13 protein-coding genes are annotated in these 21,249 nt (G+C 62.2%); 3 read left to right on the plus strand and 10 right to left on the minus strand.

The window, feature by feature from the left end; genetic code table 11:
- Nucleotides 1-30 precede the first annotated feature (30 nt).
- The 6 genes from LUU92_RS19960 to LUU92_RS19985 all read right to left on the minus strand — a co-directional run bounded on the left by LUU92_RS19960 (nt 31) and on the right by LUU92_RS19985 (nt 6,880).
- Nucleotides 31-2,493, minus strand: a complete 2,463-nt coding sequence (locus LUU92_RS19960) for an EAL domain-containing protein (protein WP_257102547.1) — start codon at nt 2,491-2,493, stop codon at nt 31-33.
- 71 nt (nt 2,494-2,564) lie between these two features.
- On the minus strand, nt 2,565-4,367 hold the full coding sequence (locus LUU92_RS19965) for an ABC transporter ATP-binding protein (protein WP_058424989.1): 1,803 nt from the start codon (nt 4,365-4,367) through the stop codon (nt 2,565-2,567).
- Nucleotides 4,360-4,962 carry a DsbA family protein gene (locus LUU92_RS19970; protein WP_172832155.1) on the minus strand — a complete coding sequence of 201 codons (603 nt, stop codon included), beginning with the start codon at nt 4,960-4,962 and terminating at the stop codon, nt 4,360-4,362. The genes LUU92_RS19965 and LUU92_RS19970 overlap by 8 nt, the downstream gene beginning before the upstream one ends.
- Nucleotides 4,963-4,998: 36 nt before the next feature.
- On the minus strand, nt 4,999-5,940 hold the full coding sequence (gene trhO / locus LUU92_RS19975) for an oxygen-dependent tRNA uridine(34) hydroxylase TrhO (protein ID WP_071490747.1): 942 nt from the start codon (nt 5,938-5,940) through the stop codon (nt 4,999-5,001).
- 118 nt (nt 5,941-6,058) lie between these two features.
- Nucleotides 6,059-6,355: a BolA family protein gene (locus tag LUU92_RS19980; RefSeq protein WP_038847405.1), complete on the minus strand. Its 297-nt coding sequence runs from the start codon at nt 6,353-6,355 to the stop codon at nt 6,059-6,061.
- 6 nt (nt 6,356-6,361) lie between these two features.
- Nucleotides 6,362-6,880 carry a DUF2059 domain-containing protein gene (locus LUU92_RS19985; protein WP_058424992.1) on the minus strand — a complete coding sequence of 173 codons (519 nt, stop codon included), beginning with the start codon at nt 6,878-6,880 and terminating at the stop codon, nt 6,362-6,364.
- A 182-nt stretch (nt 6,881-7,062) separates the two neighbouring features.
- On the opposite strand from LUU92_RS19985, the gene LUU92_RS19990 reads away from it, so the two are divergent.
- Nucleotides 7,063-8,445 carry a class II fumarate hydratase gene (locus tag LUU92_RS19990; RefSeq protein WP_071490748.1) on the plus strand — a complete coding sequence of 461 codons (1,383 nt, stop codon included), beginning with the start codon at nt 7,063-7,065 and terminating at the stop codon, nt 8,443-8,445.
- A gap of 1 nt (nt 8,446) precedes the next feature.
- Here the strand turns inward: LUU92_RS19990 and LUU92_RS19995 are convergent, their stop codons facing one another.
- From LUU92_RS19995 to pap, 3 genes are all read right to left on the minus strand, one after another.
- On the minus strand, nt 8,447-9,403 hold the full coding sequence (locus LUU92_RS19995; RefSeq protein ID WP_257102548.1) for a DMT family transporter: 957 nt from the start codon (nt 9,401-9,403) through the stop codon (nt 8,447-8,449).
- Nucleotides 9,404-9,486: 83 nt separating this feature from the next.
- The gene (locus tag LUU92_RS20000; protein ID WP_257102549.1) at nt 9,487-10,671 is read right to left on the minus strand and encodes a thiolase family protein; all 1,185 of its coding nucleotides are present in this window, start codon (nt 10,669-10,671) and stop codon (nt 9,487-9,489) included.
- Between the two features lie 109 nt (nt 10,672-10,780).
- Nucleotides 10,781-12,298 (minus strand): polyphosphate:AMP phosphotransferase, encoded by a 1,518-nt coding sequence (gene pap / locus LUU92_RS20005; RefSeq protein ID WP_071490751.1) that lies wholly within the window; start codon nt 12,296-12,298, stop codon nt 10,781-10,783.
- Between the two features lie 141 nt (nt 12,299-12,439).
- Between pap and mnmC the strand changes: the two genes are divergently transcribed.
- A complete protein-coding gene (mnmC, locus tag LUU92_RS20010; RefSeq protein ID WP_257102550.1) occupies nt 12,440-14,422 on the plus strand; it encodes a bifunctional tRNA (5-methylaminomethyl-2-thiouridine)(34)-methyltransferase MnmC2/FAD-dependent 5-carboxymethylaminomethyl-2-thiouridine(34) oxidoreductase MnmC1 in 1,983 nt (660 codons plus the stop codon).
- On the opposite strand, the gene LUU92_RS20015 is transcribed toward mnmC, so the two are convergent.
- Nucleotides 14,423-19,261 carry an NEL-type E3 ubiquitin ligase domain-containing protein gene (locus LUU92_RS20015; RefSeq protein WP_257102551.1) on the minus strand — a complete coding sequence of 1,613 codons (4,839 nt, stop codon included), beginning with the start codon at nt 19,259-19,261 and terminating at the stop codon, nt 14,423-14,425.
- A gap of 215 nt (nt 19,262-19,476) precedes the next feature.
- Here LUU92_RS20015 and LUU92_RS20020 point away from each other — a divergent pair, with 215 nt between their 5' ends.
- Nucleotides 19,477-21,249, plus strand: coding sequence for an N-acetylglutaminylglutamine amidotransferase (locus LUU92_RS20020; RefSeq protein ID WP_257102552.1), 1,773 nt, complete (start codon nt 19,477-19,479; stop codon nt 21,247-21,249).

Here is a 21,249-nt window from a genome sequence, read left to right on the forward strand (position 1 = left end):
TAAGTGTGATTGTACAGACCAGCAAAGTTTTCAGCGGAATGTGCCGGGCGCCTTGAATAACAGAGGCTGCGGCCGCACAGGTCGACACTGCAAGCTATCAAAGGTAAACAATTGCGGTCGTTCAATCAGGTAGCCCTGAGCGTAATCCACACCAATTTCGAGTAACGCCTGTTCGATGTGCGGTGTCTCGACAAACTCTGCAATTGTGCGCTTACCCATGACATGGCCGATGTGGTTGATCACTTCGACCATCGCGCGGTTAATCGGGTCGTCCAGCATATCCTTTACGAAACTTCCATCGATCTTCAGGAAGTCTACAGGTAAATGTTTGAGATATGCGAACGAGGACATTCCGGCACAAAAGTCATCCAGCGAAAAATGACAACCCAAGGCTTTGAGTTCATTGATAAATCGGATCGCACTGCCCAAATTTGCAATTGCGCTGGTTTCAGTAATTTCAAAACAGATCATGCCCGGCGGAATATTGTATGTATGAAACTTCTCACGCAAAAACCCGAGGAAGTCATCATCGCCAATGGTGATGCCTGACAGGTTGATCGCACACATCGCCAAGGGACGCCCCGGGCGCTCCTGCAGACATCGGCTGATGATCTTGAACACATTTTCTACTACCCAGCGGTCCAGGGACGTCATCAAGCCATAGCGTTCGGCGGCCGGGATAAAGCTGTCCGGCAGGATGATGCGGCCAGCCTCGTCATGCAGGCGCAGCAGGATCTCGATATGCCCATCGCCACCGTCAGTGTGCCCCAGGGGTGAGATTTCCTGGGCATAGAGGCAGAACCGGTTTTCTTCCAGGGCCATGTGCAGGCGCTGCACCCAGGCCATTTCGCCGAAGCGCACGGACAATTCCGAGTCGTCGGCGTGGTAGACCTGCACGCGGTTGCGGCCCTTTTCCTTGGCCATGTAGCACGCCATGTCGGCGGCGCGCAGTGAGGTTTCCAGGGTCGTCGGGGTGTGCCCAAGGTGCACCAGGCCGATGCTGACGGTGGTCATGAATGGCCGGCCCTTCCATACGAAGTGCAGGCTTTGCACCGTATGACGCAGACTCTCGGCGATTTTTTCAGCCGCGGCTGCCGGGCAGTTCTCCAGCAGAATGCCGAATTCATCGCCGCCCAGGCGCGCCAGGGTGTCACCTTCACGCAGGTCCGATTGCAACAGCGCGCAGATATGCCGCAACAACTCGTCGCCTGCCGCATGGCCACAGGTGTCGTTGACCAACTTGAACTGGTCCAGGTCGAGGAACATCAGCGCATGCCGCCCGCCCTGCTGCGTCCCCATGGGGTGGAGCACCTGCTCCAGGCGGTACTCGAACTCACGGCGGTTGGCCAGGCCGGTCAGGGCGTCATGGGTCGCCTGCCAGGACAGGTTGGCGATGTATTGACGCTCCTGGGTCATGTCGTGCAGCACCAGCACCGCCCCGGTCACCTTGCCGGCGCTGCGGATCGGCGCGCCTACCAGGGTCACCGAGACCGTGCTGCCATCCAGGCGCTGGATGGTTTTCGAATGCTCCCTGCCGCCGCCGAGCTGGCCCTTGACGATATGTTCGATCAGGGTAAAGCCATCGGGCTGGGCATTGTCATCCAGCAGATTGAACAGCGCCGCCAGGGGCAGCCCCTGGGCCTGGGCAGAATTCCAGTGGGTCAGCGCCTCGGCCGCCGGGTTCATGTACGTGATGGCGCCATCGACATCAGTGGTAATCACCCCGTCGCCAATCGACTCCAGGGTGATCTGCGCCCGCTCCTTCTCTTGCTGCAGGGCGTCGGCGAAGGCATGGCGCTGGGCCAGCAGTTTATGCGTGCGCAACAGCGCCAGCACAATCAGGCCCAGTGCCGTGGCCAGGTTGGTGATCACCAGCAGCCGCAGGATCATCCGCGAACCTTCGCCCAAGGCATCGCTGAACGCCTTGGCAGCGGGCGTCACACCTTCGTTGATGGCGATGATATGCGCCTTCCATTGGCGCACATCGTTGGCGCTGACCTGGTCACGGGTGATTGCACCGTGCATCTCTCGCGCCAGGTCATCCAGTTGCACCAGGTAGCCATCGCCCACGGTCCAAAGCTCGATGGCTTTTTCCAGGTAGCTGAAATGGCGGAAGTTGAGGTACAGCCAGATCAGACTGGCGACGTCATCCGGGTGGTTGCCGCCCTTGAGGATACCCAACCGAGCGGCAGCAAGATCAGGGGTGGAGCGGTCCAGGGCGACACGCAGTTCATGCCCACCCTGGGGCACGGCGATCGCCTGCTGGTATTTGAGGTAAGTGGTTTCGTCGCGGTTGTCGGCATACAGCGTCAGGTAGTAGATCGCGTCTTTCTGGCCCTTGGACCACAGGCTTTCGCCAGCCACATAACCGCGCACCGCCGAGAGCACGTAGAGGCTGACACAACCCAACAATGCCTGGAACAGCACCACGGCGATAAAGGGCCAGACAATGCCCAACAACCGTGGAGTTCCGAGAGTCCGCTTTTGCTTCATGAAGCCCCTTGCACATGCACTGCTGGATACGCACGCGAAACACCGCTTCCGATAGCTCAGCCTAGGCTAAATCAACGTACTTGTTGCAAGTGCCCATAGAGTTTGGCGTACAAACCACCGTCAGCAATCAATTGCTGATGGTCGCCATCCTCTGCAATGTGACCGCCGTCGAACACTAAGACTCGATCTGCCTGCTTAACCGCCGACAGGCGGTGGGCGATGATCAGTGTAGTACGGCCGCTGAGGAAGCGCGCCAGCGCCTGGTGCAGGTTGTACTCGGTGGCGGCGTCCAGGGCGGAAGTCGCTTCGTCGAGGATCACCACTTTCGGTTCGGCCAACACCATGCGCGCAATCGCCAGGCGCTGACGCTGGCCGCCGGAAAACCGCACCCCGGAACGCCCCACCACACTGTCCAGGCCCATGGGCAACGCCTTGACGGTCGCCTCCAACTGCGCGATTTCCAGTGCCTGCCAGCAGGCCTGGTCACTGCGCTCGCGGCCCATGGTCAAGTTGGCGCGCACGGTGTCGTTGAACAGCGCCGGGTGTTGCAGCACCACGGCGACGTGCTCGCGGATGGTCTCCAGGCCGATTTCCTGCTGGGTGGCACCGCCAAAGCGGATCGTCCCGGCCTGGGGCGTGTACAGGCCCAGCAGCAGTTGCACCAGGGTGCTTTTGCCACCGCCGCTGGCGCCGACGATTGCGACCTTCTCGCCGGGCGCGATGGCCAGGTTCAACTGGTCGAGGACCAGGTCTTCGCCATAACCGAAATTCAGGCCACGTACTTCGATGCCGACGGTTTCGCGCCCGGTAAACGGGTCTTCGCCGCCCGCGTATTGCGGTTCATCGGCCCGCGCCAGCAGTTCGTTGATCCGCGTCAGCGCCCCGCCCGCCGCGTAATAGGCGTACTGCAGGTTCAGCAACTGCTCCACCGGGCCGATCATGAACCACAGGTAGCTGAACACCGCGAGCATCTGGCCGATGGACAGGTCGGAGAACAGCACCGTGAGCATGGCCGCCGCACGGAAGATGTCGATACCGAACTGGAACAACAACCCGCTGGCGCGGCTCGATGCGTCGGTTTTCCACTGGGAATGGATCGCGTAGTCGCGCACTTCCTGGGCCCGCTGGCCGAGGCGCCCGAGGAAGAAGCCCTGGCGGTTGCCGGCGCGCACTTCCTGGATGGCATCCAGGGTTTCGGTCAGGGCCTGGGTAAACCGCGAGGTGCTGTCGTTCTCCAGTTTCTTCAGGTGTTTGACGCGTTTGCCCAACTGCACCGTGGCGTAGATCACCAACGGGTTGAACAGCAGGATCAGCAGCGCCAGTTGCCAATGCATCCACACCAGGATTGCCGACGTGCCCACCAACGTAAGCATCGCCACCAGGAACCGGCTGAGGGTTTCGCCGACGAATTTGTCCAGCGTGTCCAGGTCGGTGACCAGGTGGGTGGTGACCGTGCCACTGCCCAGGCTTTCGTATTCGCCGAGGGAAATACGCTTGAGCCGCTCGATCAGGCGCACGCGGATGCGGTACACGATGTCCTTGGCCAACCGCGCAAACAGCCGCGCCTGTACCACATTGAACACCAGCGCGCCGCAGCGCAGGAACAGCGTCACCAGCAACATCAGGCCGATATAGCCGGCGGCTTTCTGCCAGCCCAGGGGCAAGGCGTGGTTCATCACCTTGAGCGCGGCATCGCCACGGCCCAGCAACACTTCATCCACCAGCAACGGCAACAACAGAGGGATGGGCACGCTGCACAGAGTCGCCAGCACGGCGACGCCATTGGCGATCCACAGGGACTTCTTGTGGCGCAGGGCCAGGCGGCGGATTTCCGCCCAGGTCAGGCGGTCGGTGCGTTGAGGTTGCTCATGCACAGGTGGCTCGCTCCAGCCATCGGCCCAGCAAAGGCGAAAGCTCGGACAGCGGCTGGTAACCGTTGGTCAGCAACGCCAACTGGCCATTGCGCTCGGCCAGCAGCGTCGGGAAACCGGCGATGCCCAGGTCCTGTACCCAGGTAAAATCGGCAGCGGTGGCGGCGTGCTGTTCGGCGCGGTCGAATTCGCCGGCAAACTCGATGCGCGGGATGCCCGCCTGTTCGGCCAGTTCCACCAGCACACTGGCGAGAGTCACGTCGCGGCCCTCGACATAAAACGCGCGCTGGATCAGCCCCAGCAGCTTCCATGCACAATCCGGCGCCAGGCTGCGCGCCGTGACGATGGCGCGGCACGCCGGCTCCGTGTCATACACGAAACCGTCGGGCAATGCGCCGTCACGCTTGAACGGCTGGCCGGTGGCGTCGGTCACCGCCTGCCAGTGCTCCAGGATGTAGCGCCGCGTGGTTGGCTCCAGCGCCGCGCCACTGCCGGTACGCAAGCCGCCCACCACCAGGTGCAGCTCCACGCCGGCCGCCTGGGCCTGCTCCACCAACGCCTCGGCCACCGGGGCAAAGCCCCAGCACCAGGAACACATCGGGTCCATTACATAGAGCAGGCGCGCGGACATGGCTCAGGCCTCGGAAGGAGTTTGCTTGTAGTTGAAACCAATCGGGTGCGGCATGTTACGGGCCTTGGCCAGCTCGATCTGCTTCTGCCGGTCGATCGCACTGCGGCGGGTTTTCTCCGGCAGCTTATCCCAGCAATGCGGGCAGCTGATGCCCGCCACATAGTGCTCGGAGGCGCGGTCCTCAACACTCACGGGTGTGCGGCAGGCATGACATTGATCGTAGTCGCCTTCGCTCAAGTCGTGGCGCACGGTGACGCGATTGTCGAAAACAAAGCAGTCGCCCTGCCATTTGGTTTCTGCCTGCGGCACCTCTTCGAGGTACTTCAGGATGCCGCCCTTGAGGTGGTAGACCTCATCGAAACCCTCACTGAGCATGTAGCTCGAGGCCTTCTCGCAACGAATGCCGCCGGTGCAGAACATGGCGACTTTCTTGTGCTTGGCCGGGTCGAAGTTGGCTTTGATATAGTCGGGAAATTCGCGAAAGCTGGTGGTTTTCGGGTCGATCGCGCCTTCAAAGGTGCCGATGGACACTTCGTAGTCGTTACGGGTGTCGATCAACAGCACTTCCGGGTCGCTGATCAGCGCGTTCCAGTCCTGCGGGTCGACGTAGGTGCCGACCTTCTTGTTCGGGTCGACGCCTTCGACGCCCAGGGTCACGATCTCTTTCTTGAGCTTGACCTTGGTGCGGTAGAACGGCTGGTCGTCGCAGTAGGATTCTTTGTGGTCGATGTCGACCATGCGCGGGTCGTTCTTCAGCCAGGCCATCAAGCCATCAATGCCTTCGCGGCTGCCGGAAACGGTGCCGTTGATGCCTTCCTCGGCGATCAGCAAGGTGCCTTTGATGCCGTTGTCGAGCATCGCCTGCAACAGTGGCTCGCGCAGGGCGACGTAATCTTCGAGGGTGACGAACTTATACAGTGCCGCCACGACAATCGGTTGAGTCATGGGTGTTCTCTCCAGGTGGCTACCCTCGTAAGGGGTGAACCGGATGCAAAAAAAACGCGCCGTCTAGGCGGCGCGTCGCGGATTCTAACAAATGCCCGGTGTCAGAGACACCCGATCATCAATCATGCCCGCCGGCGCAGGTCGGCGAGGCCGGGGCTGCGTCGATTTTCGCCCACTCTTCAGGCGTGTAGGTATGCAGCGCCAGCGCATGAAACTCGCTCATCAGGTCACCCAGGGTGGCGTAGACCTTCTGGTGGCGCTTGACGCGGTTGAGCCCCTCGAACTGCGGGCTGACCAGCACGGCCTTGAAGTGGGTCTGCAACCCACGGCTGTGCATGTGGCTTTCGTCCAGCACACTCAGGTGGTCGGTGCCCAGGGCGGCAAGCGCCGTTTCGATACGCTGTTGCATGGTCATTCCTGCTTACTTCTTCTTGGCCGGGGCGGCGGCTTTAGGCGTCAGCTCGTTGGTCATGTCTTCCAACAGCTTGTTCACCACCGGCACGGCGCTTTCCAGCTTCGCCTGGGTCATCTGGGCCGATTGCTGGGTCAGTTGCGGCATTTTTTCCAGGACTTTCTTGCCCAGTGGCGACTGGTAGAAGGCAACCAGGTCCTTGAGCTCGGATTCGCTGAAGTTGGTGGTGTAGAGCTTGACCATGTCCGGTTTCAGCTTCGGCCAGCCGATGGCCTGGTCGAGGGCGGCGTTGGCCTTGGCCTGGTAGCTGTCCAGTACGGACTGCTTGGCGGCAGGCGCCTTGGTCTGTTCGAAACGCTGGGCGAACATTTGTTGCACTTGCATGTACACCGGGGTACCCAGCTTGTCGGCGTGGGCCAGGGTAAGGAAGGCTTCGGCACTGGCGTTGTGGCTGGCGGTATCGGCAAGAACCTGGCCGCTGGCGCAAACCAGAGCAACCGCGGTACAGATGGCACGAAGACGAGTCATCGAGTTTCCTTTTCTAGCAGGCGAGGTAAGACCCCAAGGGCGCCCATTCTGCGCCTAAAAAACCTTAGGGCTCAACCCCGGGCCTTGTCGGACAGGGATTGCCCGATGAAAAGTCTTTCAGGGGAACCCCCGAGGCTCTTCACAGCCTAAACTGCGCAAACGAACCTGAAGGAGTGTGCCCGATGAGCCGTATCGAAACCGACAGCCTGGGAGAAGTCGATGTCCCGGATGACGCTTACTGGGGCGCCCAGACCCAACGTTCGCTGGTGAACTTCGCCATCGGCGAGCAGCGCATGCCCCTGGCGGTGTTGCACGCCCTGGCCCTGGTCAAGAAGGCGGCGGCACGGGTCAACGACCGCAATGGCGACCTGCCCGCCGACATCGCCCGCCTGATCGAACAGGCCGCCGACGAAGTGCTGGCCGGTCAACATGACGACCAGTTCCCCCTGGTGGTGTGGCAGACCGGTAGCGGGACCCAGAGCAACATGAACGCCAACGAAGTGATCGCCGGTCGCGCCAACGAACTGGCGGGCAATAAGCGCGGCGGCAAGAGCCCGGTGCACCCCAACGATCACGTCAACCGTTCCCAGAGTTCCAATGACTGCTTCCCTACCGCCATGAGCATCGCCGCCGTGCAGGCGGTGCATCAACGGTTGCTGCCGGCGATTGCCACCCTGTCCGGCGGCCTGGCAGAGCAAGCCGCCAAACATATGAAGCTGGTGAAGACCGGGCGCACCCACATGATGGATGCCACCCCGATCACCTTCGGCCAGGAGCTGTCGGCATTCATCGCTCAACTCGACTATGCCGAACGTGCGATCCGTGCCGCCCTGCCCGCCGTGTGCGAGCTGGCCCAGGGCGGCACCGCCGTGGGCACCGGGCTCAATGCGCCCCATGGCTTCGGCGAGGCGATTGCCTCGGAGCTGGCGGCGCTATCGGGCTTGCCGTTCGTCACCGCGCCGAACAAATTCGCCGCCCTCTCCGGCCATGAGCCTCTCGTGACGCTGCACGGCGCGCTGAAAACCCTGGCCGTGGCCCTGATGAAAATCGCCAATGACCTGCGCCTGCTGGGCTCCGGGCCGCGCACCGGGCTGGCCGAAGTGAAATTGCCGGCCAACGAACCGGGCAGCTCGATCATGCCGGGCAAGGTCAACCCGACCCAGTGTGAAGCACTGTCGATGCTGGCCTGCCAGGTGTTGGGCAATGACGTGACCATCGGCATTGCCGCCAGCCAGGGTCACTTGCAGTTGAATGTGTACAAGCCGGTAATCATCCACAACCTGCTGGAGTCGATCCGCCTGCTGGCCGACGGCTGCAACAACTTCCAGGAACACTGCGTGGCCGGGCTGGAGCCTGACCCTGTGCAAATGGCGGAACACTTGGAGCGTGGCTTGATGCTGGTCACCGCGCTCAACCCGCACATTGGCTACGACAAGTCCGCCGAGATCGCCAAGAAGGCCTATGCCGAAGGGCTGACGCTGCGGGAAGCCGCGCTGGAACTGGGCTACCTCACCGATGGGGAGTTCGACCAGTGGGTTCGCCCCGAAGACATGCTGGGCACCTAGCCTAGGACGCCAGGCGCAACCGCCGGGCCCTGAGCCCGGCGAGCAACGACGGCGCCAGCGCCACGGCTGCCGAACCCAGCACCACCACCAACGCCCCGGCATAGCCCAGGGCGTTGATCTCTTCGGCCTGCACATAGTCGGGCCACAGCCAGGCCGCCACGGCCACCGCCACAAAGGTCACCAAAGGCGTGAGCGCCAGGGTCGCACTGACCCGCGAGGCCTCCCAGTGGGCCAGCGCTTCGGCAAAGGCGCCGTAGGCCACCAGGGTATTCATGCAGCACGCCAGCAATAGCCAGCCTTGCAGCGGGCTCAGGTGCAACGCCTCCAGGGGATGTGCCCAAGGCGTGAGCAACACGGCGCAGGACAGGTAGATCACCATCATCACCTGCAGCGAGTTCCACACCGTCAGCAGTTGTTTCTGGCCGAGGGCGTAGAACACCCAGATCGTGGTGGCAAGCAGGATGGTCAGCACGCCGGCGGTGTAGGCGCCGAGCGAGGTCAGCAGTTCTTCCAGGCGCTGGTTGAAAAACAGGCCGAAACCAATGATCAACACCACCAGCCCCACCCCCTGTCCCAGGCTGAAGCGCTCCTTGAAGACGAACACACTGGCGACCATCAAAAAGATCGGCCCCATCTGCACCACCAACTGCGCGGTGCCGGGGCTGAGCAATTTCAGGCCCACCAGGTACAGCACGTAGTTGCCCACCAGTCCGCACACCGCCATCGCCACCAGCCAACCACCCCGGGGGCCAAGCACCTTGCGGCTGGGCAAGCGTTTGGTCAGCGCCAGGTAGACGAACAGGCAACTGCCGGCCACGATCAGGCGAAACCAGGTGACGGTGATCGGGTCCATCACCTGCAGCACCTGCTTGAGTTTGATCGGCAGAATGCCCCACAGAAACGCGGTCAGCAGGGTCAGGAGAAAACCATAGACACAGCGGCCGGAAGAGATGTGCATGAGTACCCCAGAAGCTGGAGGAAGTGGAGCCGCATTCTAGGGGCACCCGATGCACTTTGTGTAGCGAACACTTAATTTGCCGATCAGCGCACCGCTTCGAACAACCCGGTGGCCCCCATGCCGCCGCCCACGCACATGGTGACGATGCCGTAACGCAGGTTGCGTCGCTGCAACTCACGCACCAGGTGCCCCACCTGCCGCGAGCCGGTCATGCCGAATGGATGCCCGATGGAGATCGAACCGCCATTGACGTTGTACCTGGCATTGTCGATTTCCAGGCGATTGCGCGCATACAGGCATTGCGAGGCAAACGCTTCGTTAAGCTCCCACAGGTCGATGTCCGCCACCTGCAACCCCTTGGCCTTGAGCAACTTGGGCACCGAGAACACCGGGCCGATGCCCATCTCGTCCGGCTCGCAACCGGCCACGGTGAAGCCACGGAAAAACGCCTTGGGCTGGAGCCCCAGTGCCAGGGCTTTCTCCAGGCTCATCACCAGCGTCATCGAGGCGCCGTCGGAGAGCTGCGACGAGTTGCCCGCCGTCACCGAACCATCCTCGGCGAACACCGGCTTCAAACCGTGCAGACTGGCCAGGGTAGTGTTCGGGCGGTTGCAGTCGTCACGATCGACCACACCTTCCAGGATCTGCACCTCACCGCTGTTCTTGTCTTCGATTTTGTACTTGACCGCCATCGGCACGATTTCATCGCTGAAAAGCCCATCGGCCTGGGCCTGGGCGGTGCGCTGCTGGCTTTGCAGGGCGTACAGGTCCTGTTCTTCGCGGCTGACGTGGTAGCGACGCGCGACGATCTCGGCGGTCTGGCCCATGGGGAAATAGATACCCGGCACCTGCTCTTTGAGCAGCGGGTTGATCAGGTTGTCGGTATTGACGCTTTTCATCGTCAGGCTGATGGACTCGACACCGCCGGCGACGATGATATCGCTGCAACCCGACGCAATCTGGTTGGCCGCAATGGCAATCGCCTGCAAGCTCGAGGAGCAGAACCGGTTGAGGGTCATGCCGGCCACGCCGGTGCCCAGTTGCGAGAGCACCGCCACATTGCGCCCGATGTTGTAGCCCTGTGCGCCCTCGTTGGAGCCGGCGCCGACGATGCAATCCTCCACCGTCGCCGGGTCGATGCCGTTGCGGGCGAGCAGCGCGTTGACGCAATGGGCCGCCATGTCATCGGGGCGGGTCTGGTTGAACTTGCCGCGAAAGGACTTGGCCAGGCCGGTTCGCACACTGTCGACGATCACTACTTCACGCATGGGCTACCTCGATCTTGTGGTTGTCGGATCGAGCATAGATCCCGCCCCGCGCCACCGCGACGATCATTCACCCCATAGATACAAAACCATGGCGAGCCGGCTCACTGCGTCATTTTTTCTTTTTCTTTTTGTCGTGCTTGTCGGTCTTGGCGAACGCTTCTTCCAGCGCCAGGTTGATGGTGCGCAACACCTTGACCCGCGCCCAGCGCTTGTCGTTGGCCTCCACCAATGTCCAGGGCGACACCTCGGTGCTGGTACGGTCGACCATATCGCCCACGGCCGCGCGGTAGTCATCCCATTTGTCACGGTTGCGCCAGTCGTCTTCGGTGATCTTGAAGCGCTTGAACGGGATTTCCTCGCGGGCCTGGAAGCGCTCCAGTTGCGTGTCCTTGTCGATGGCCAGCCAGAACTTGACCACGATCACACCCGCATCGCGCAGTTGCTCTTCGAAGTCATTGATCTCGCCATAGGCGCGCATCCAGTCCGCCGGGGTGCAGAAGCCTTCAATGCGCTCCACCAGCACGCGGCCATACCAGGAACGGTCGAACACGGTGAACATGCCGCGCGCCGGGATCTTCTGCCAGAACCGCCACAAGTAAGGCTGGGCGCGTTCGTCTTCACTGGGCGCGGCAATCGGCACGATGTGGTACTGACGCGGGTCCAGCGCTGCCGCCACCCGACGGATCGCCCCGCCCTTGCCCGCCGCATCGTTGCCCTCGAACACCGTGACCAGGGCATGCTTGCGCATGCGCTTGTCGCGCATCAGTCCGGAGAAACGCGCCTGTTCGGTGATCAGTTGTTCTTCGTAATCGTCCTTGTCCAGGCGCTGGGACAGGTCGAGGCTGTCCAGCAGGCTCTTCTTGTCCACCGAGGCGATCAACGGCGCCGGGTTCATGCCGCTGGCCTTGCCCTTGGACAGCTTGAGCGCATTCTGCAGGCCTTCGAGCAGCAGTTTGCCCACGGTGAGGCTGCGGTAGTTGCTGTCCACGCCTTCGATCACATGCCACGGCGCATAGTCGCGACTGGTGCGGCGCAACACGCGCTCACCGAAGTGCACGAATTTGTCGTAGGTCTCGGATTGCTGCCAGTCCAGCGGGCTGATGCGCCAACTGTGCAGGGGGTCATCGGCCAGGGCCTTGAGCCGCGCCTTCATCTGTTTCTTGGAGAGGTGGAACCAGAACTTGAAGATCAGCGCGCCTTCATCGCAGAGCATTTTCTCCAGGCGTTCGGCGCCGGCGATGGCCTGGTCGAGGCGGGCGTCCTTGATCTGCCCATGTACGCGGCTTTGCAGCATCTGGCTGTACCAGTTGCCAAAGAAGATGCCCATGCGACCCTTGGCAGGAAGTTGGCGCCAATAGCGCCAGGCCGGCGGGCGCGCCAGTTCTTCGTCGGTCTGCTGGTCGAAGGTGCGCACTTCGATCAGGCGCGGGTCCATCCATTCATTGAGCAGCTTGACCGTCTCGCCCTTGCCGGCGCCTTCGATACCGTTGATCAGGATAATCACCGGGAAGCGCTTCTGCTGCTGCAGCTCGTACTGCACTTCCAGCAGGGCCTCGCGCAGGGCCGGCACCTCGGCCTCAAAGGTGTCTTTGTCGATGGCGTGACCGATTTCGGCGGATTCGAACATGGGCAGCTCCGTTTCAAGATGGCTCAAGACTAGCGGATTAGGCAGCAACACGCGGGAGGAAATTCCACCGGCGCTTGCCATGGATCAATTCAACGCCGGTTGATCGGCTAGAATGGCGGCCTTGCCTTTACCGAGCCGCCCATGAATCCCATCACCCACGCCCAACTCGACTGGGATGACCAAGGTCGCCCGCACTCGCGGATCTTCGACGATGTGTACTTTTCCGATAAGTCAGGCCTTGAAGAAACCCGCTACGTGTTCCTGGAACAGAACCGTTTGCGGGAGCGCTTTGCCGCGCTGCCCGCCGGTGGGCGGCTGGCGATTGGCGAGACCGGGTTCGGCACGGGGTTGAATTTCCTCTGCGCCTGGCAACTGTTCGAACAACACGCCGTGGCCGGTGCGCGCCTGCATTTCGTCAGCGTGGAAAAGTACCCGCTCAGCCATGCCGACCTGCAACGCGCCCTGCTGCTCTGGCCGGAACTGCAACCCTTCGCCGAACAACTGCTGGCGCAATACATTGCCATCCATCCGGGCTTCCAGCGCCTGGTGCTGGATAACGGCCGCGTGACCCTGACCCTGCTGATCGGCGACGCCCTGGAGCAACTGCCCCAACTGGACGCGCAGATCGACGCCTGGTTCCTGGACGGCTTCGCCCCGGCGAAAAACCCGGATATGTGGACCGCCGAGCTGTTTGCCGAACTGGCACGCCTGGCGGCACCGGGTTCGACCATCAGCACTTTTACCAGCACCGGCTGGGTGCGTCGGCTGATCAATGCCGCCGGGTTCAAGATGAAACGTACGCCGGGCATTGGCCACAAGTGGGAGATCCTCCGTGGGGAGTTTCTCGGTTGGCCGACCGACACGCCGGTACCGGCCGCGGCCAAGCCGTGGTTCGCCAGGCCGCCCGCCATTACGGGTGACCGCCACGCACTGGTGATCGGCGCCGGCCTGGCGGGCTGTGCGACGGCGGCCAGCCTGGCGGCCAGGGGTTGGCAAGTCAGCCTGCTGGAGCGCCATGACGGCGTGGCGCGGGAAGCCTCCGGCAATCCCCAGGGCGTGCTATACCTGAAACTGTCGGCCCACGGCACTGCCTTGTCGCAGTTGATCGTGGCCGGGTTCGGCTATACCCGTCGAGTGCTGGAGCACTTGCATCGCGGCGTCGACTGGGACGGTTGCGGCGTGCTGCAACTGGCCTTCGATGCCAAGGAGGCCCAGCGCCAGGCGCAACTGGCCGCTGCCTTCGCGCCGGACTTGCTGCACCTGCTCGACCGCGACCAGGCCCAGGCCCGCGCCGGTATCGCACTGGCGCACGGTGGGCTGTTTTTCCCCGAAGGCGGCTGGGTGCACCCACCCGCATTGTGCGAGTGGCAAGCCCATCAACCGGGCGTGACCGTGCTAACCCACCACGATGTGCTCGACCTGCGTCATGTCGACGACCAGTGGCAAGCCTGGGACGGTGAACACCTGCTGGCCAGCGCCTGCGTGGCGGTGCTGGCCGGCGCCGCCGAAGTCCAGCGGTTCGCCGACCTGCCCCTCAAGCGCATTCGCGGGCAGATCACCCGTTTGCCGCAGACCGCCGACAGCCAGGCCCTGGCCACGGTGGTGTGTGCCGAAGGCTACGTCGCCCCGCCACGCCTGGGCGAGCACACCCTGGGCGCCAGTTTCGACTTCAAAAGCGATGACCTTACGCCCACCGCCGCTGAACATGCCGAAAACCTGGAGCTGCTCATGGGCATCTCCGAGGACCTGGCCCAGCGCCTGGGCGCCGACACCCTGGAGCCGGCGACCCTGGAAGGTCGCGCCGCGTTCCGCTGCACCAGCCCGGATTACCTGCCGATTGTGGGACCATTGGCTGACCGCCAGGCGTTCGACCAGGCCTACGCCGCCCTGCGCAAGGACGCCCGGCAAGTGCCAGGCACCGCTTGCCCCTGGCTGGACGGGCTGTACGTCAACAGCGGCCATGGCTCAAGGGGGCTGATCACCGCCCCGTTGAGTGCGGAGTTGCTCGCCGCCTGGCTGGACAACGAGCCGCTGCCGGTGCCGCGCGCCGTGGCTGACGCCTGCCACCCCAATCGGTTTGCCGTGCGGGCGCTGATCCGCGCCACCACCGGCAAGGTCGAGTGATCAACCGGCTGGGACCTCACACACGGAGCCCAGCGCTTCGGCCTTGATGGCGTCCTCGGTCAAGCGCTCGATCAGCACGCTTTCGGCCTGCTCCCGTTCACTGAGGACGGTGTGCATGCGACTACGGTAATCGGCATCGCTCAGTACCAGGCTTTGCTCGAAGATGTCATTGAGGCGCTCGTCATAGGGCGAGCTCAAGGCCTCGAAGCGAGCCGCATGGGCACGCTTGAGGTAGTCGGTCCAGAACGGCAGCTTCTTGAGATACGTCATCAGCTCGGGGGACAGCTCGGCCAGCGTGACTTCAGCCTTGGCTTCATCCAGCGCCAACTGAGTGACCTCCCCCAGCCGCGAATAACGCATGTGCCGAGGCTGGCCGGGCAAATAGAATTCGCCGACCAGCCCTGTGCGGAAAGCCAGGCTGACCTCCAATGGATCGGCGGCAGGATGCAGGCCACTGTGACGGCGCGCAATCGCCTCCAACTGCTCCAGGCGAAACAGGCCACGACCCAGTTTCAACAGCGGCCTGGGCGTCAGCGCACGCCCCTGGATGAGGGCCTTGGCATCGCTGATTTCCACCAGGACTTCCAGGCTGCTGAAGTTGACGGCGGCGGCATCGTCACAATTGATCGGCGTGGCGGCCCGTTCGAATACTTCCTCACGCAGTTCGCTGTTCATTGCGGCAGCCTCCAGCACCCGCCATACGCGGCGCTGCAGGTCCTCACGCACGAACTCGGCGTCTTTGGTGCCGCCCAGTTCCGCGAGCAACTTGAACAGGGCGTCCGATCGGTGATCGTCCTTGAGGCCCGTCCACGTGACTTTCTTCGCCGCATAGCCCGCCATCCGTTCGTCCGCCAGCCACAGTTCGCGTGCGCTCTGCTCGTTCAAACGCGCAATATCATCTTCCAGGAACCCCATGCCCGGACCGTACGCCTGCCGGTAATTTTTCAGGGCCAGTCGGCTTTGAGCCGATAACGGGTTGTGCCGCAAGTTGACACCCAGGGCAACGTTTCGCGGCACGCGCAATAGCCACTCCGGCAGCACGCTGATGTCATTGGCGCGCAAATTGATGTGTTCAAGATAAGGCAGACGCCACAGGTCCCTGGGCAGTTCCTTGAGCCGGCAGTTGCGTAACACCAGGCTGCGCAGCGCGAACATACGGCTGATATCCGGCGGGTCCAGCAGCGGGTTATCCGCCAGGCTCAACACCTTCAGGCGCGTTAGATCGGCCAGCTTGGCACGGGTGTATTCGGTGAGCTGGAGTTTGTTGTTGCTCAGGTACAACCGCTCCAGGCCCGGCATGTGCGACAGGGCTTCAGGTAGCCGGGTAATCTGGTTTTCGCCCAGTTCAAGGGTGCGCAGCCCCTTGAAGTGGCTGAGGAAATACGCCACATCGTCGGTCAGGTTCAAACGGCGCAATGACAAATGCTCGACGTGATCGAAGCGCACCTGTGCGGGTAATGTCGGCAGAGGGCCGATGACCATATCATCGAGCAACAGCCCTGGAACCTGGCTGGCGCGCTCATCGGGCAGGGTCGACATCCGTCGCCAGCATTTTTCGATGCTTTTCGCCGCCTGGTGGCGACTCAATCGATAGTCCCACAGGGGGTCGGCCTGCACGATATTGACAGACCTCTCGGCACGCCAGCGTTTGAGTGCCGTGTGCAGCGCTTCAAACTCCTGCTCACGTGCCTGGACCGCCTTGGCACGAGACAGGTGATCATGGCCCGCATCGCGCAAGAAATCGTTGACCTGCGACGGACTGAACAAGGGATAAAGCTTGTTGACCTTACGCACCAACGCCGCCGGAAAATGCTCTGCCTCGCCCCGCGCCGACTGGGTACAGATCAGCGGTTCTTCTTCCAGCAGCCCGCGTTCCGGCCACAGGTAACGGGCGACGCTTTCACGCTCATGCACCGTGGTGGCACGCAGGCGGCCCCGCAAGTCGGCGGCCTCATTCTCGGCCTGGAGCTTCAATGCAATACGCTGGCGTGGCAGCAGGCTATCGAAAAGCGCCGTGTACAAGCCGTCCGCGCCTGTCGCGACCGGCCCCAGGGCCTTGCCTTTTTGATCGAATGCCTGATACCCCTGGGGCGTACTGACCAGGGTCCTCTGCGTCGCAGCTGTTGAAGCGCCCGTCTCGGCCAGCACCTCCCCGCTCAGGGTGTGCCTGCGTACCTGCAATGCCAGGTCTCGGGGCCAGCCGGGCATTCGCTCCAGCATACCGACGGCCACGCGTCGGGTGCCGTCCCCCGCCAACTCCGGCCAGTACAGGCCCATCAGCGCGCGGTCCTGCTCCAACTGGTCCACCGCCTCGCGTGCCCGCTGGGCAAGCACCAGTGGTACTCGGCCAGTGGTGCGCAAATACCGGCGCTCCCACAATGTGGCCTGTGAGTACAGCTCCCACGCCACACGGGGCGGCAGTTGTTTGAAGCGTTCGCACAACGGCACCAACTCGTTCAGAGCAACACCGGCGTAATAGGTGCACAAACGATCAAGCACGGTTTGATGCCGGCTACGCAGGGTGTCCAACAGACGCCGCTCCAGTGTGCTGCGCATGTCGTCTTCCGCCACGCCCTTGCCCAACAGGTCGACACGCTCTTCGTCGCTCAGATGCTCCAGCAAGGTGTCCATGACCCGCCCATCCCTCAACTCCTTGCGGGTGATATGGATGCTCAGGTCCTCATAATCGAAAGGTGCTGTTTCCGGATGCCTTTCCAGCAGTTCGCCCTCCTCGTCCAGCACCTCGAAAAAACGTCCCTGGGGCCAGCCAGGCACCAGCGGCAATGCAAACAATTGGACGCGTGCGGTACTCGCATCCGGACGTTGACCACGCGCCAGGTACTCCATCAGTTCACGGACCCTGTCGTTTTGCTTGTAGCGCAGCACGCTGTCATGAAAACGCTCGGGTAACGGCTCGTAGGCACTGCCCAATGCCCGCAAGTGTGGCAGGGTCATTCCTGTGAGGGTTGCCAGGTTCGACAACGGCTCAGCGGGCAATTCCTCAAGGCTTGGATCCAGTCGCCTGAGGCTGTAGACGGGATCGTCCCATTGCAAGGGGCGCTCGTAGACATGCTGCCAGCCACCACGGAAGTTGTGCTCCAGCGTCGGGCGGTAAGCCTGCGGGCGCTGTGGATGAATAACCCGCCACTTCTGCAGTTTGGTATCGAAGGCAACCGAATAGTGGTTTCCCCCCATCCGGATGTAAGAGCGGCCGTTGACTTGGTAGACGCCGCGAGAACTGGCCACGGTCTGGCGTGCGACCGGCTCAGGCTGTCGATAGGCATTGAGCCGTGGCCGCCAGAGTTTCTGGCCCTGGTCGGCAGTGGTGACGGTTTCGAACTTCTCGAAGAACTCCGTAGAGGTTGTCAGGGTGCGCTTCAACGTCCCCACGACCCGCCCCCCTGCCACAAACAAAGCCATGGCCGCGACGTTTTCGGCCACATTCACCAGATGCCTGAGGGCCTCGGTATGTTCATCGTGCTGCCAGTCCTCGACGGCCTCGAACACTTCCCCCAACAGCTGTCCGATGGCTACCCCGAGCATCAACTGACCCAACACCGGCACCACCAACGCCGCCACATTCAGCAGGTCCAGCCCCAGGTCCAGATAGCGCTGCGTGCGCTCTTCACTGGCTTGCTGGTCGACCTGGGCCTTGGGCACCGCCAGCACTAACGCATCCAATTGAATCTTGCCGACGAATGCCTGGAAGAAGAACCCCGTCAGGCTGGTCGTGACGGGTAAGGCGCGCAGCTGGCCAACCTTGCGCGTCATGTCGAACGATTCGAAAAAATCCAGGCGGTTGGACTCATCCAGGTACCCTTCGAAAAACGTCCGGTAGCTCTTGATTTGCAGCTTCAAGGACAAGTACAGCTTGAAGTCTTCCAGCGTCGGGTACTCGTACCAGGGCCTGGAGGGTTCGTTAGGCATGTAGACAATAAAGGGGCCGGTATCCAGGCTGCCCGGTACGCTGTCGGAAAACACCAATACACTCCACACACAGGTGTCATCAATGTTCACGCCTTGCCACGTAGTCAGACCGTTGCCCGGCACCTTGCTCTTGAGCTCACTGGCCGGACGGTCGAAACCGATCAGCTTGAGCAACCGGGCATAGGTCCCGGCTTCGATATGCCCCTTGCACAAGGCAATATGCAGATCCGTGCGCATGTCCATGAGTTTGCCCAGGCCAATACTGACGGCAGCCTGGTTGTAGGAGCTGACTTCCTCTTTGCTTTTCGGGTCGGGCAGGTCGAAGACCTCTTCGATGTGTTTTTGATAGAGGGCCCCCAGGTCCAGCTCCCGGCAATAACCGACAAATTCAGGCACCGTCATCCCGACCATCGGCTGCCTGGTGGCCGCAGAGCGCACCACCGCTGCGACGGACATGCCCCCCGGTTCGGCGCGCTCTTCGGAGAAATTCTGCATCGCCGCGTGCAGCAGGCTCTGCTTGGTGTAGGTAACGGTCTGGTGCAAGCCGCCGCCCAGGTCAGGGCTGACGCCGGTGAGCTTACGTTTGGGCAACTCCAGCAGGTCTTGCCTGACATCCGGCGACTCAACCCCTTTGGCCCGCAGAAAATTGGTCAAGCGCTCTGCGCAGTATTGATCCAGCGATTCCAGGCGCTGTATTAGATAACGGACGTTCTCACGGATCGCCTTGCTGTCGATATGCGCCTGCTCAAGGGCCGTGAGTATCGAAGCGTCGGCCTCAACCAACCAGTGCGGCAGGGTTTTGCGCAAAACCTGCGCCTTGTCCAGGTCGGCGGTCATGTCGAGCAATGCCCTGTCCAGCTCATCCTGGGTCGCCCCTGCGGCGACCTCACTCAAATCGCGGTTTTGCGTCATCGGCATGTTTCCTCAGCCAGCTGAACATGACGCCAAACGATAAGCCTGGCCTGGGTCAAAACCGGGTATTTGTATACCGCCTTGCGACAGGCCCACTCCGCTTATAACCGATTGATCTAAAACTCCACGAATAGCCCCGTGTCAGTTTCTGGGTACGCGCCCTTTTGGGCGTATTGAGTTTTATGCTCCCCAACGGAAAAACCGGTAAGGAATTTATGTGCGGATTAGCTGGAGAATTACGTTTCGATGCCCAACCTGCCGACCTGGCGGCGATTGAACGCATCACCCATCACCTGGCCCCGCGAGGCCCCGACGCCTGGGGCTTTCATGCCCAGGGGCCGATAGCCCTGGGCCATCGGCGCCTGAAAATCATGGACCTGTCGGACGGCTCGGCCCAACCGATGGTCGATTCGCACCTGGGCCTGAGCCTGGCCTTCAACGGTGCGATCTATAACTTCCCGGAATTGCGCGAAGAGCTGGAAGCCCTGGGCTACGCCTTCTATTCCGGCGGCGACACCGAAGTGTTGCTCAAGGGTTACCACGCCTGGGGTGAGGCACTGCTGCCCAAGCTCAACGGCATGTTTGCCTTCGCCATCTGGGAACGTGATGCCCAGCGCCTGTTCATCGCCCGCGACCGCCTCGGCGTGAAGCCGTTGTACCTGTCGCGCACCGGCCAGCGCCTGCGCTTTTCCTCGGCCTTGCCGGCGCTGCTCAAGGGCGGCGATATCAACCCGATCCTCGATCCGGTAGCCCTGAATCACTACCTGAATTTCCATGCGGTGGTGCCGGCACCACGCACCTTGCTGGCGGGCATCGAAAAACTGCCGCCGGCCAGCTGGATGCGTATCGATGCCAGCGGCAAGGCTGAACAGCAAACCTGGTGGACCCTGCCCTACGGCCCGCGCGAAGATGAAAAAAACCTGAGCCTGGAAGACTGGACCGACCGCGTGCTCGACAGCACTCGCGAAGCCGTGGCCATCCGTCAACGCGCTGCGGTGGATGTGGGTGTGCTGCTCTCCGGTGGGGTCGATTCGAGCATGCTCGTCGGCCTGCTGCGTGAAGTCGGCGTACAGGATTTGTCGACCTTTTCCATCGGTTTTGAAGACGCCGGTGGCGAGGCCGGCAATGAGTTCCAGTACTCGGACCTGATCGCCAGACACTACGGTACGCGCCACCACCAATTGCGCATCGCCGAAAGTGAGATCATCGAGCAACTGCCTGCCGCCTTCCGCGCCATGAGCGAGCCGATGGTCAGCCATGACTGCATCGCCTTCTACCTGCTGTCGCGGGAAGTGGCCAAGCACTGCAAGGTGGTGCAAAGCGGCCAGGGCGCTGATGAGTTGTTCGCCGGTTACCACTGGTACCCGCAGGTCGACGGTGCCGCCGATCCCTATATGGCTTATCGCGATGCATTTTTTGACCGCAGCTACGACGACTATGCCGCCACTGTCGCGCCCAAATGGCTGACCGCCAACGACGCGGCTGGCGATTTCGTGCGCGAACATTTCGCCATGCCCGGCGCCGATGCGGCGGTGGACAAGGCCCTGCGCCTGGACAGCACGGTGATGCTGGTGGACGACCCGGTCAAACGCGTCGACAACATGACCATGGCCTGGGGCCTGGAAGCGCGCACGCCGTTCCTGGACTACCGCCTGGTGGAGCTGTCGGCCCGCGTGCCAGGTAAATTCAAGTTGCCCGATGGCGGCAAGCAAGTGCTGAAAGAAGCCGCGCGCCGGGTCATTCCGAGCGAAGTCATCGACCGCAAGAAGGGCTACTTCCCGGTGCCGGGCCTCAAGCACTTGCAGGGCGATACCTTGAACTGGGTACGCGAACTGCTGCTCGACCCGAGCCAGGATCGCGGCCTGTTCAACCCCGCCGCGCTGGACCGCTTGTTGACCGACCCGCAGGGCCAATTGACGCCGTTGCGTGGCTCCAAGCTGTGGCAACTGGCAGCGCTGAACCTGTGGCTCAGCGAACAAGGAATCTGA

This window comes from Pseudomonas extremorientalis (assembly GCF_024584605.1).
Taxonomy (GTDB): Bacteria; Pseudomonadota; Gammaproteobacteria; order Pseudomonadales; family Pseudomonadaceae; genus Aquipseudomonas; species Aquipseudomonas extremorientalis.